Here is a 13,377-nt window from a genome sequence, read left to right on the forward strand (position 1 = left end):
CAAAAGAAATATTTTGAAACAAGGACTGGTCATAAAATCTACGGGAAGCTGGTATACAGTTGAGGACGAACAGGGAAATACTTTTGAATGCAAGATCAAAGGGAACTTTCGCATTAAAGGCATTAAAAACACAAATCCCGTCACAGTAGGCGACAGGGTAACCTTCACCCTGCAATCGGTATCTGCCGACGAGAAAGAGGCTAAAATAGGCCTTATAAGCGCCATTTCGGAGCGAAGGAACTACATTATCCGGCGCTCGATAAATCTTTCAAAACAAGCACACATTATTGCGGCGAATATCGATCAGGCAGTTCTTATTGCAACTATCGATTACCCGGTTACCACAACTACTTTTATCGATCGTTACCTGGCTTCTGCCGAAGCTTACCGCATACCGGTTATGTTGGTTTTCAACAAAACAGACAGATACGATTCCGCACAACTGGAAAAAATGGAAGAATTGATTTCGATCTATGAAAATATTGGATATAAATGCCTGACAACATCAGCAGGTAGTGGCGCAGGCGTAGAAGAACTCAAAAATGCCCTTAAAGACAAAACAAATGTAGTAAACGGGCATAGCGGAGTAGGAAAATCAACCTTGATCAATTTGATCCAACCTGGGCTAAACCTTAAAACCATGGAGATTTCTGATCTGCACAAAACCGGTAAACATACTACCACCTTTTCACAGCTTTTTAAGCTGGATTTTGGCGGCTATATTATCGATACTCCGGGAATAAAAGCCTTTGGTATGCTGGAGATGGAACCGTGGGAAATTTCGCATTATTTTGTAGAAATATTCAAAATCTCTAAAAATTGTCAATACAACAATTGTTCGCACACGCACGAACCGGGTTGTGCGGTTAAGGCAGCGGTAGATAATGGAGAAATTGCTCCGTCGAGATTTATCAGTTATTTGGGTCTTTTGGAAGGAGACGAAAAATACCGACCTGCTTTTTAAAAACAATAGATAAAATCTATTCCGACGATTCTATAAAACCCCCACCCACTAATCGGTCGCCATCATAAAAAACAGCGGTTTGCCCGGGCGAAATCATCGCCTCAGGTTTTAATAATTCGACCTCTGCCCTAGCCTCGTTTAAAATACGCAATCTACAGGGCGTTTCCTGAAGCCTGTACCTTACCTTTACTGTAAGCTCCATACCTCTAATAACAGCCTCTTTATCAATAAAATAATAGTCCTTCAAATAGATTTTACTCCGGTATAAATCCTCGTATTTTGCCAACACAATTTCGTTGCTATCCAGACGAATTTCGGACACAAAAACCGGAAAATTGAGATTTAAACCTAAGCCTCGGCGTTGTCCGATCGTATAATTGGCTATCCCTTGATGTATCCCTAAAATTTCACCATTATGATAAATAAAATTTCCGGGACGAGATTGAATTCCGTTTTCTTCGAGAAACTTTCGATAGTTATTCCCTTCAATAAAACAGATACCCAGGCTATCTTTTTTCTCAGACAAACGAACAAATCCTTTTTCAAACGCCTGTTCTCTAACCTCACTTTTTTGATACTCGCCAAGCGGAAAAAGTAAACGGTCAACGATTTCCCTTTTCAGTCCCCAAAGAAAAAAAGTCTGATCTTTATCCGGATCATCTCCTGCAAACAAGAACTTCTTATTATTATAAATTCCTGTTTTTACATAATGACCGGTTGAAATATTATAGCAGTTATTATCGTTTGCATACTTCTCCAGGTAATGAAATTTCAATTGTGGATTACAGTAGGCACACGGAAAAGGAGTTCTTCCCTGAAGGTATTCGTTGATAAAATAATGTATGATTGTATTTTTAAACTCTTGCCTTAGATCAACGATAATATGCGGAATATCGAGTTTTTGGGCCAACTCTTTTGCATCTCTAAAATTTCCTTCGCATTGTTCGTCGGAACCACTAAATTGAAAGCTTATGCCGGTAACATCAAAACCATTTTCCTTTAAAATAACAGCCGACATAGAACTATCTATTCCGCCGCTCATTCCCAGCAAAACCCTTTTATTTGCTTCCATGTTCAGCTTTAAAGTAGGTAAAAATGACTTTTGCTTTTGACTTTCCAATAACCTTAGCGATGGAATCCACGGATTGCTCTCTAATATTTTTTACTGATTTAAACGCCTTCAAAAGTTTTTCAGCCGTTTTCTCCCCTACCCCTTCTATCGTATTTAGTTCGGATCCAATAAAACTATTTGAACGTTTATTGCGGTGAAAAGTAATTCCAAAACGGTGAGCTTCGTCTCTTAATTGCTGGATAATTTTTAATGTTTCGGAGTTCTTATTGATATAGACGGGAACAGAATCACCCGGAAAATAAATTTCTTCAAGTCGCTTTGCTATACCTATAATAGTTATTTTTCCCCTTAAATTAAGCTTATCTAACGCGTTTACCGCAGATGAAAGCTGCCCTTTTCCGCCATCAATTACGATGAGTTGAGGCAAAGCCTTTTCTTCGTCCAACAGCCGTTTATAGCGACGATAAACCACTTCTTCCATCGAGGCGAAGTCATTGGGGCCTTCCACCGTTTTAATATTAAAATGACGGTATTCACGCTTTAGTGGTTTCGCATTTTTAAATACAACACATGCAGCTACAGGATGCGTTCCCTGCAAATTACTATTATCGAAACACTCTATTAACTCGGGTAATTGTTGCAATTGAAGATCCTTTTTAATAGTACTCAATATTCGATCGGTACGAATTTGCGGATTCTTCAATACGGTTTGCTTCTCTTTTTCAAGCCTGAAATACTTGGCATTTCTTACTGATAAGTCTAATAATTGCTTCTTATCACCCCTCTGCGGAACCTTAAACTCAACATTTTCCAATATTTGATCCAGTTTAAAAGGCACCAAAATCTCGCGGGCGTTACTAAATATCTTTTGTCGAATATCAACAATACCGGCCATTAAAAGCTCCTTTTTGGTTTCCTCAAGCCCCTTTTTTATTTCGAGGGTAAACGTTTGAATAATGGCACCTTTTATAATTTTAAGGTAATTAATGAAGGCATGTGTTTCGTTTTCATCAATAGAAAACACATCAACATCGGTAATAACAGGAGAGACAACCGTAGAACGGCTCTGATATCTCTTTAACGAATCGTATTTTTCTTTGATTTTAACAGCCTCCTCAAACTTAAGTTGAGACGACATATCGGCCATTAAAAGCTCCAGATGTTTGATTACTCCTGAAACATTTCCCTTCAAAATATCAGTAATGTCCCCTATTCCTTCATTGTATTTTTCTTCAGAAATATACCCTTCACAAGGCCCCAAACAGTTTCCAATGTGATATTCCAGGCAAACTTTAAACTTACCTGAGTCGATATTTTCTTTACTTAAATTATAGTTACATGTACGCAATTTATACTCCGACTTAAACAAATCCAGTAGCGTTTGAACAGTATATATCGAAGTATATGGCCCAAAATACCGTGATCCGTCTCGAACTAAATTACGGGTTTTGAAAACCCTAGGAAAGGGTTCATTTTTTATACAAATCCATGGGTAGCTTTTATCATCTTTTAAGCGAATATTATAACGAGGCTGATATTTCTTAATCAGGTTATTTTCCAGCAACAAGGCATCTTGCTCACTTTCAACAACCATATGCTTTATATCTACTATATTCCGAACAAGCAATGCAGTTTTACGATGCTCGTGTTGCTTGGAAAAATATGAAGATACACGCTTTTTAAGATCTTTCGCCTTTCCAATATAAATGATGGTTCCGGAAGAATCAAAGAATTGATAAATACCCGGCTGATGCGGCAGAACCGCAAGCAATTCTTTTAAACGATCAATATTACTATTTGAAGTTTTGTATTTCAACTACTAGTTATATTTAACCAAAACCTGCGTTTCGTAATCCCGCAACAACTGCTTATTAGGAGTATCTATAAACTCAAGATCGCAGATAAAACTAAAATAGATTTGTTTTACTCCACACTTTTGGGCCAATTTAAGAGCGGCTACAGCCGTTCCTCCTGTTGCCAGCAAATCATCATGAATCAAAACAATATCCTCATTAGACAGGGCATCAGCATGCATTTCCACAACATCGCTCCCATACTCCAACTCATATGTTTCCTGTAAAATCTCGGACGGCAACTTACCCCGTTTACGTATGGGAACAAAACCAGCATTTAACTGATTCGCCACCGCCCCGCCAAAAACAAATCCGCGAGCTTCAAGGCCAACAACCTTGGTAATCCCTTTATCTTTAAAACCGTGATAAATACTTTCAGTCACATACCTGACAGCATCCCTGTTTTTAAACAAGGTTGTGATATCTTTAAAACTTATCCCCTCTTTTGGGTAATCAGCAATCTCTCTTATTTCCTTCTTTAAATCCATTTTAAGCTATTTGTTCCACGTGAAACGCTACCGACCCAACATAACCAAAAGGACGTTTATATCCGCCGGAGAAACTCCTGAGATTCTTTTAGCTTGTCCAATGGTCTTCGGTCTTATTTTATCTAATTTTAATCGTGCTTCGGTTGAAAGCGATTTTAATTCAAGATAATTAAACTTATCTTCAATAACTATATTGTCTAATTTGACAAATTTCTCTGCCAATTGTTTTTCCCGGTTAATATATCCTTCGTACTTAATGGCGATCTCAGCTCCTTCAATTATTTCGTTTTTTCTGTCTTCAGGCAAATCTCTGAGAAACGAATGAAACGGAGTAATGACGTCTACTAAATCAAATATTGAAATCTGAGGCCTCAAAATAATTTCATACAATTTCACCCCCTGCTTCAATTCGGAGGTACCCTTCTCTACCATTAAGTCATTAACAAACCTTGGTTTAACAGAAAAGTCCCTTGTGAAAGTGATAATACGGTTTATCCAGTCGTATTTCTCATCCAACAACCTGACTCGTTCATCACTGGCTAAACCTAATTCGTTGGATCGTCTCGTCAAACGAATATCAGCATTATCTTGTCTCAACAAAATTCGATACTCTGCTCTGCTGGTAAACATTCGGTAAGGTTCATCAACCCCTTTCGTCACAAGATCATCTATCAAAACGCCAATATACGCCTCGTCACGCCCTAAAACAAACTCATTCTTAGTACCTTGTGCTTTTAAATGGGCGTTAATCCCTGACATAATACCCTGAGCACCAGCCTCTTCGTATCCTGTAGTTCCGTTAATCTGACCAGCAAAATACAGATTGCTAACTAATTTGGTCTCAAGGGTGTGCTTAAGTTGTGTCGGATCAAAATAGTCGTATTCAATCGCGTAGCCTGGTCTAAAAATCTTTGCATTTTCAAGACCCGGTACCTTATTCAAAGCATTCAATTGAACATCCCAGGGAAGGGAGGAAGAAAAACCATTTAAATAATACTCGATTGTATTCTCCCCTTCCGGCTCCAAAAACAACTGATGTTGTTGCTTTTCCGCAAATGTTACAAGCTTTGACTCAATACTGGGACAATACCGGGGACCAGCACCTTGAATGGTACCGTCAAACATCGGCGACAGTTCGAACCCCTTTTCAAGCTCGCCATGAACGTCAGGGCTAGTATAGGTAATCCAACAGGACCGCTGCTTTAAAGCCGATTTAGCTTCAGGCAAATACGAAAACTTAAAGTATCCCTCATCACCTTTTTGCTCGGTTAGCTTACTAAAATTAATAGTCCTTCCGTCAATTCTTACTGGAGTTCCGGTTTTAAGACGCCCGGTTTTAAAACCGTGCTCAAACAACTGTTCGGTAATATTATACGAGGCAGACTCTCCTATCCTTCCACCTTGCATCTTTGACGCCCCGATGTGCATAAGGCCATTAAGAAAGGTTCCATTGGTAAGTATGACTGTTTCAGATTGAAACTCAATACCAATCTTGGTTCGAACACCAGTAACCTTCTTATTGTCAATAAGTAAACCCACAACCGCATCTTGCCAAAGATCCAGATTATCAATGCTTTCCAACACATTTCGCCATTCTTCTACAAAACGAAAACGATCGTTCTGTGCGCGTGGACTCCACATAGCCGGTCCTTTGGAGCGATTCAGCATTCTGAACTGTATGGTAGTTTTATCGGTAATAATACCTGAATAACCACCTAAGGCATCAATTTCACGAACAATTTGTCCTTTTGCTATTCCACCCATGGCTGGATTACAGGACATTTGACCGTATTTAGTCATGTCCATAGTAATCAGCAAGGTTTTAGAACCTAAATTTGCAGCAGCAGCGGCGGCTTCGCAACCTGCGTGGCCCCCTCCTACTACAATAACATCGTATTTTGGTATCATTTTTCCAACCCCTTAAAATCAACTTCACTCAAATAAAAATCTTCTTTGCTCCGCATTACAACCTTTTCATCTTCTGTTTTATCCTTATAACCCACCAAATGCAGGGTTCCGTGAAAAACGACCCTGTAAAGCTCCTTTAAGAGCGTTGAATCGAATTGCACAGCGTTGTCCTTCACCCGGTCTACACTAATAAAAAGATCGCCGGAAATAATGTCTCCTTCCACATAATCGAAGGTGATTATATCCGTATAATAATCGTGATTCAGATACTCTTTGTTCATTTCAAGCAGATACTCATCCGAACAAAAAATTACCGTAATATCACCTACTTCTTTTAACTCTTTTTTAATCAAAGATTTAAGTTGCAAATTTAAAATATTTTCGTGAATTGAAATTGGATCAATGTCTTCGAAGTAAAACTCGACTGAATTCATTAACATAGAATTTTAAATTGGAGGCTGTTTCCTCTCTTATTGAACTCAACGGAATTGGACAAGGTTTTTATAATATGAATGCCTCTTCCTGATTCTTTTTTGATATTTTCTACTGACGTTGGATCAGGAACTTCTTCTAAATCAAAACCTTCCCCTTCATCGGTTACACTTATAACCAGACTGTGCGTTAAACAATCAACTTTCACTTTTATTTCTTTGTGAAGCACGTTCTTATTTCCATGTACAATTGAATTAACAATGGCTTCTGACAAACACAGTAAACTTTTATTAAAACAACTTTCGGGCAACATATGGGCGGTAAAAATCTCCCTTAAGAATATTTCTACCCTTTTTAGCTCGGTTTGCGAAGATTTAATCACTAATATGTAGCGAGGTGGTTCTATCACTGGTTGCTCTTGATATTGTTCAAATATTGCTTGTATTTACTGTTATAAAAGTTGTTCAATTTATGAGAATTCTTGTTTAAATATTCAATTGAGTAGTTTTCTTTTTCTTTATACTCAAAAAATTTAACGGGGTTACTATAAAACTCATCAGCACTTTCCGATTCTCTCTTCTCTTCAAACTCCCGTTCCATTTCAGCCTTTTCCGCTTCCAGTAAACGAGTCGTTATCAAATTTTGCCTTTTTATTGTTTGTGCATTGATCGATTTATTCATCAACTCTTTTCTATTCTCTTCCAGCATTTTATCGATTTGTTGCAATGTATTTCGTGCGCCACTTCCCACACTTCCGTTATTCATCATTTCCCGGATCATTTGCTGCATCATTTCGTGCTGCATCAAACTTTCTCCCAATTGTTGATTCATTCCCTGGCTACCACCTTCTTTCATCTGCTGAATCATATTCTCCAGCTGTTTCTTTAAGCTTTCGGACGACTGTTTCAGATCCTGCATTCCACTGCCATTTCCACCGGGGTTTTCACATTGCTGATCACCAGGTTGTGCATTGGCCTGTTGTTTTTCCATCTGCTCCAATACCTCGTTCAGCAATAAAGCCAGGTTATTGGCAGCTGTAATAACAAATTGCTGACTTCCTCTCGCCTGCGGAAACAATGCTTCTTCCATCTCAGAAGAGGCTTTGTTAAGGTTGATCTCCAGCGAAACAAGTTCGTTGTTAATAGTACTTGTAATCTGCGGAGTACGCATCGCCAGTGCATAAAGCGAATCCTTTACAATGTTGCTCTGATCTTTAATCCTTTTTTGATGGAGGTTGAGTTGAACCAACTGCGGATCTTTGGCATCAACACCCGAAAGTCCGTTTAAAATATCTTCCTGGCTAAAACTTATATAAATCAGGTTGCTAAGAATTTGCCTCAGGTTCTGCATGTTCTCCATATTTTGCTCCTGGCTGTTCATATCCAGCATTTGCTGCATTCCGAAGGCCATATTTTTCATCTTCTCAGATGTCTCCTTCATACTTGAACCCGACTTCTTTCTGTTCTTTTGCTCCAGATTTTCCTTACTTTTTTCAATGCTTTCATCTACGTTTTTAAAATCTTCATCAAACTCGTCGAACATCATCGGCTTTGCGAGTTCTTCATTCATTTTCAAAGCATCTTTTATTTGATTTTGAAGATCTTCCAACGCTTTTTCGTGCTCTTCAACAGCCTCTTTAGCCTGTTCAAAATTCTTTTCTTCCAGTATCTCTTCCGCCATCTTTTCTTCTTCACCTGCCATTTCTTCAATCCGATCGATTACATCCTGTAACTTTTGCTCAATTTTCATTTTCTTAAGCATTTCCAGGTTCCGGTCCAGTTGTTTTTGAAGATCATCAAACGACATGTCCATATTCTTGCTCAACTGGTTTAGTTTTTTACTGTCGAACTCTTCAGCCAGCTTATTAAACTCTTCCATGAGTTTTTTTAACTCATCGGTAAAAACTTCATCGAGCAACTCTTCTATTTGCTTTTGCTTTTCAAGAATATCGGTATTCGGTTTATCGAATGAATTCAGGTAATTATTAAGATTCTCGTTGCTTTGCTTTACCTGATCGTATAACTTTTCAAGTTGATTCTGTTTTTGAACAATGTCGTTAACCATTTGCGATTTCTCCCAGTCAGAAACAGAAGTATCCATGTTTTTAAACTGAAGATTCTTAAGATCCTGCTGAATTTCATTGGCCAACTTTTGACTCTTATTCAGCATATCTTCAAGCGTTTCAAACTGTTCCTTGTCGAAAACCTGCAATTCCTGCTGATTCGGAAAATGAAAAGTAAAACTTTTAGAAGTAGTTGTCTTATAACGATTTACCGCATCGTTATCGCTTACCGAAAAGTAATAAGAAATAATACCTTCTTTGTCGGGCACATCATTGAAATCATAACTGAAATAGAAATCCTGATCTGTTAAATTCCTGACAATTGGAATTACAACACTTGAATCGGCATTATCAACATTGTAATGAAAACGAAGGGAAGAAAATCCATAATCGTCGCCAATTACTCCTTTGTAAAAAAAGCGTGTGATATGCGTTGAATCCTGCATCTGAACCACATCTATTTCCGGATATAAATCAGGAATCACTTCTATCGAATAGGAAAGAGCCAGCTCCGGTTCGGTTACTCTATTCTGTATAAACACGTTGTAAGCCGAAGATTTGTAAAAGTTTCTTTCTAGCACAAATCCTTCGTCGCTTTTTTGGGCACTAATCCGGAGCGAATCGTCTAAAATAATGTACAACGAATCCACATCCATTCCGTTAAAAAGCCATTTTACACGGGTTCCGTTTGGTACCTGTAAATCACCCATGTTATCAAAAACCTGGCTTTTTAAAGCTGTATAAGCAGGAGGTGTTACTTCGGTTTTAAAACTGTTAATACCTGGTTTGGGAAGTAACTGTAATTGGTATGTATCCGATTTGTATTTCAAATCGGTAAAATAGAAACGAACCGGGTTGATCACCGAAGCCATTTCAAATTCGTACTCCCCTTCTGCTCCCGTTTTCATTAAATAGTTGTTACCATCTATATTAATGTATACGATTTGCGGAATTTCATTTCCTTCGGCAGTAACCTTTATAGTAAAAGCATCTCCTTTCTTTGCCCTCAACTCTTCATTCTGCAAATAAAAGGTAAAAGGAGCCGGCTTTATAAACGTTTCGTTGTAATGGATGATCCGGTGTGCTGATTCAGTAAAAATATTCTTGTTAATAACCAACAAACCTAAAGCGATACCAGCACTAATAAACAGATATACAGCAACTAAGCGTATATTTTTAAAACTAACCGCCTCGTTAAAATCAAAAACCTTTAGTTCGTTGATCTTCTGATCGATACTCGCCAATAAAAGATCGTTGGAAACGTCAGCGCTTTTATATTCTGATAATTCAATTATATTCAACAATTTATCCTGAATGCCCGAGAAATGATTCTGAATTAGCTGTGAAGTTGATTTTAAATTCAGCGGCTTTAGAATGTGCACCAGACGCAACAACGGAATCCCTACAAAACTAACAAGTAGTAAAACCGCAAAAACAATAAAACCGTAAAACACTGTTTTTCTGGCATCTGAAGAAAGGTAACCAACATATTCAATCAGCGAAAAGGATGTGAATAACACAATTAAAACCACTGCGCTTACTACTAAACCCTTAATTAACTGGTACGAATAGTACTTAAGTTGAAAGGTATTTAGTTTATGAACAAGTATGTCGAAACTTTTCGTCATTTAATTATTTTTCAGGCCCTTGCAAAATAGCTCAATTGTTAACAAAGTGTGTGTTTTTTGCTCACAAAACAAAAATAATCTTTTCATTTAATATTTGGTTTATCCGCAAATTTCTACATATAACAACGAGCACAAAAAAGAATTGTTAGAAGCGTGAAAATTTAAGGTGAATATTTCAACATTATTTGCACTGGTTAATATCCTTCTTTTCTTTCTACATCGCGCTATTAACAATTGTTTATAACAACAGAAAGGGGATTAGATTATAGCGTCTTACTACTTCTCAAACCTGTTTAAAACCCCTTAAAAATTCCGTTAACAGTGTCTTCATAAAAACTAAGAAATACTAATTAACACTTACCAACAGGTTATAATAAACACCATTAGTTTTTTATATTTGTTATCAATATTAATATTAATACGGAAAGCTTGGACATTCTATTAGTTGAAGACAATGTACTGAACCAGAAAATCGTTTCTTTTAACCTGAAGAAATACAATTTCACGGTTACTGCTGTAACAAACGGACAGGATGCCATAGAGGCGGTGAAGAGTAATAATTACCGGCTTATTTTAATGGATCTGATGTTACCGGGCATGAACGGCTACGAAATTACCGGTGAAATTAGAAAATACGAAACAGAAAAAGGCGTTGAAAATCAGGTTCCTATAATTGCTATTACCGCTAATACCCTGGATAACGACCGGGAAAAATGTTTTGAAGCCGGTATGAATGAATACCTTTCGAAACCTTTTACGGCAGAGCAACTATTAGAGAAAGTGATGCACTTTTTAGCTTAATTGTTAATAAATGGAAGAAGATAATCTGGACATTCGGGGAGGCTCATACACGGAGACGGAAAGAGAGCTGGATAAAAAATTACGGCCACTTCAGTTCAGTGATTTCAAAGGACAGAAACAAATTGTTGAGAACCTTGAAATATTTGTAAAAGCGGCTAAAATGAGGGGGGAAGCCCTGGACCATGTTTTATTGCACGGTCCACCGGGATTGGGAAAAACCACCTTATCAAATATTATTGCCAACGAACTGGGCGTAGGTTTTAAAATTACTTCCGGTCCGGTGCTGGATAAACCCGGCGATTTAGCGGGTTTATTAACCAACCTGGAAGAGAGCGATGTGTTGTTTATCGACGAGATTCATCGTTTGTCGCCCATTGTGGAAGAATACCTGTATTCGGCCATGGAAGACTTTCGGATTGATATAATGATCGACAAGGGACCCAGTGCAAGATCGGTACAGCTCGAATTAAGCCCTTTTACGCTAATTGGAGCCACAACCCGCTCCGGACTGTTAACTTCTCCATTGCGGGCCCGTTTTGGCATTAAATCGCACCTGGAGTACTACGACGCGGATGTATTGACTTTAATTGTTAAACGCTCGGCCGGTATTTTGAATGTGGCGATCACCGAAGATGCTGCCCGTGAAATTGCACTGAGAAGTCGTGGCACACCGCGTATCGTCAATTCATTGCTTCGGAGAGTACGCGATTTTGCACAGGTAAAAGGAGATGGAAACATTGAAATAGAAATTACGCGTCATGCGCTGGCAGCCATGAACATCGATAAGTATGGTTTGGATGAAATGGATAACCGTATTTTGTCTTCCATCATCGACAAATTCAAAGGCGGACCGGTGGGAATAACCACGATTGCCACTGCAGTTGGTGAAGATGCCGGTACAATCGAAGAAGTTTACGAACCCTTCTTAATCAAAGAAGGATTTATTAAACGGACTCCCCGCGGAAGAGAAGTTACCGAATTGGCCTACAAACATTTGGGTAAAGTAAAATACGGCGACTCCCCTACTCTATTTTGAAATAAATTTTACTTCAAACAAACGGGAATATAGTTTGCCGGTTACAAACATGCGGTCGTTTTCGGCATCGTACGCAATACCGTTCAGGTAATCGATACGTTCGCCTTGTTTGTGATAAAGATTGATGATTCCGGCCATGTTGATTTCTTCCACTATTTTTCCGGTTGCAGCATCAATTTTTACGATGTAATCAGAGGTGTAAACGTTGGCATAAATAAAACCGTTCACATATTCCAGCTCGTTTAAATTGGCCATTAATGTTCGGTCGTTACCAACCTGCAGTTTTTTTACCACCGAAAAATCGTCCGGACTGATCCAGGTAAGAACATGAGTTCCATCACTCATAATCAGGTTTTTACCATCGTTGGCAAGTCCCCATCCTTCGGGTGAAGCGTAAGTAAAACTATCGGTAACCGCCAGTGTTTCCAAATCGTAAACAAAGCCTTTTTGAGCGCGGTAGGTAAGCTGATAGATTTTGTTGTTTAGTATGGTAATTCCTTCGCCAAAATATTTGTCGTCCATTTCAAATACCTGGAGCGGCTTACCTGTTGAAACATCAATCTTCATCAGTCTCGAATGACCTTTTTCCCCGGTTCCTTCATAAATAAAACCGTTGTGGTATTCCAGTCCCTGTGTATACGAAGTGGTTAAGTGCGGGTAATTATTCAGCACCTGGTAAGAAAACTGGGCAGGTTTAACATCCGACAAAACCGTGATAGCTTTTGACCGGGTATTTTTTAAGCCATCTGTTTTCTCAGCATGAACACCAATACTAACAGTTCCAACTTCCTTTAATTCAATATATTTCTCAGTAAAATCAAGTTCGTTACTTTCTGTTATCAATTTATTTTGAAGGTATAGATTCACCGATTTTAGTTCCCCGTCGCGAAGTTTGGTTTTTACATTTACCGAAACTTTTTCGCCGCAAATGTATTGCGCTTTTTCGGGTTGAACTGTGATGGTGCTAACCGGTTTTCGTGCTCGTTTTTCCGATTTACTTGAACACGAAAAGGTGGTTACAAACAAGGCTATGATAAGAAATATGGGAAAAAGCTTTTGTTTCATCTGCTTTTGAATAATTAAAAGTTCAAAGATAAAACTATTAAATGTTTGCTGTTAAATGTATTTTATCT

11 protein-coding genes are annotated in these 13,377 nt (G+C 38.3%); 3 read left to right on the top strand and 8 right to left on the bottom strand.

Annotated features, from left to right (window positions below; genetic code table 11):
* Window positions 1-13 precede the first annotated feature (13 nt).
* Window positions 14-964 carry a ribosome small subunit-dependent GTPase A gene (gene rsgA / locus D1614_RS08875; protein WP_119437844.1) on the top strand — a complete coding sequence of 317 codons (951 nt, stop codon included), beginning with the start codon at window positions 14-16 and terminating at the stop codon, window positions 962-964.
* 16 nt (window positions 965-980) lie between these two features.
* Here rsgA and mnmA read toward each other — a convergent pair whose 3' ends face one another.
* From mnmA to D1614_RS08910, 7 genes are read right to left on the bottom strand one after another with little or no spacing between them, the layout of a single operon-like run.
* The gene (gene mnmA / locus D1614_RS08880) at window positions 981-2,036 is read right to left on the bottom strand and encodes a tRNA 2-thiouridine(34) synthase MnmA (protein WP_119437560.1); all 1,056 of its coding nucleotides are present in this window, start codon (window positions 2,034-2,036) and stop codon (window positions 981-983) included.
* The gene (uvrC, locus tag D1614_RS08885; protein WP_206609962.1) at window positions 2,023-3,852 is read right to left on the bottom strand and encodes an excinuclease ABC subunit UvrC; all 1,830 of its coding nucleotides are present in this window, start codon (window positions 3,850-3,852) and stop codon (window positions 2,023-2,025) included. The genes mnmA and uvrC overlap by 14 nt, the downstream gene beginning before the upstream one ends.
* A gap of 3 nt (window positions 3,853-3,855) precedes the next feature.
* A complete protein-coding gene (locus D1614_RS08890) occupies window positions 3,856-4,377 on the bottom strand; it encodes an adenine phosphoribosyltransferase (protein ID WP_119437561.1) in 522 nt (173 codons plus the stop codon).
* Between the two features lie 27 nt (window positions 4,378-4,404).
* Window positions 4,405-6,285 carry a tRNA uridine-5-carboxymethylaminomethyl(34) synthesis enzyme MnmG gene (gene mnmG, locus D1614_RS08895; protein WP_119437562.1) on the bottom strand — a complete coding sequence of 627 codons (1,881 nt, stop codon included), beginning with the start codon at window positions 6,283-6,285 and terminating at the stop codon, window positions 4,405-4,407.
* Window positions 6,282-6,719 carry an rRNA maturation RNase YbeY gene (gene ybeY / locus D1614_RS08900; protein WP_119437846.1) on the bottom strand — a complete coding sequence of 146 codons (438 nt, stop codon included), beginning with the start codon at window positions 6,717-6,719 and terminating at the stop codon, window positions 6,282-6,284. The genes mnmG and ybeY overlap by 4 nt, the downstream gene beginning before the upstream one ends.
* Window positions 6,719-7,126 (bottom strand): ATP-binding protein, encoded by a 408-nt coding sequence (locus D1614_RS08905; protein WP_162304453.1) that lies wholly within the window; start codon window positions 7,124-7,126, stop codon window positions 6,719-6,721. The genes ybeY and D1614_RS08905 overlap by 1 nt, the downstream gene beginning before the upstream one ends.
* The gene (locus tag D1614_RS08910; RefSeq protein WP_119437564.1) at window positions 7,123-10,407 is read right to left on the bottom strand and encodes a DUF4175 family protein; all 3,285 of its coding nucleotides are present in this window, start codon (window positions 10,405-10,407) and stop codon (window positions 7,123-7,125) included. Before D1614_RS08910 ends, D1614_RS08905 begins: the two co-directional genes overlap by 4 nt.
* A 429-nt stretch (window positions 10,408-10,836) precedes the next feature.
* Here D1614_RS08910 and D1614_RS08915 point away from each other — a divergent pair, with 429 nt between their 5' ends.
* Both D1614_RS08915 and ruvB read left to right on the top strand, forming a co-directional pair.
* Complete coding sequence (locus D1614_RS08915) at window positions 10,837-11,208, top strand: response regulator (protein ID WP_241558096.1); 372 nt, start codon at window positions 10,837-10,839, stop codon at window positions 11,206-11,208.
* A gap of 10 nt (window positions 11,209-11,218) precedes the next feature.
* Window positions 11,219-12,244 carry a Holliday junction branch migration DNA helicase RuvB gene (ruvB, locus tag D1614_RS08920; RefSeq protein ID WP_119437566.1) on the top strand — a complete coding sequence of 342 codons (1,026 nt, stop codon included), beginning with the start codon at window positions 11,219-11,221 and terminating at the stop codon, window positions 12,242-12,244.
* Here the strand turns inward: ruvB and D1614_RS08925 are convergent.
* The gene (locus D1614_RS08925; RefSeq protein WP_119437567.1) at window positions 12,236-13,309 is read right to left on the bottom strand and encodes a glutaminyl-peptide cyclotransferase; all 1,074 of its coding nucleotides are present in this window, start codon (window positions 13,307-13,309) and stop codon (window positions 12,236-12,238) included. The genes ruvB and D1614_RS08925 overlap by 9 nt on opposite strands.
* Window positions 13,310-13,377: the final 68 nt, after the last annotated feature.

This window comes from Maribellus luteus, from assembly GCF_003576475.1.
GTDB classification, from domain to species: Bacteria; Bacteroidota; Bacteroidia; order Bacteroidales; family Prolixibacteraceae; genus Draconibacterium; species Draconibacterium luteum.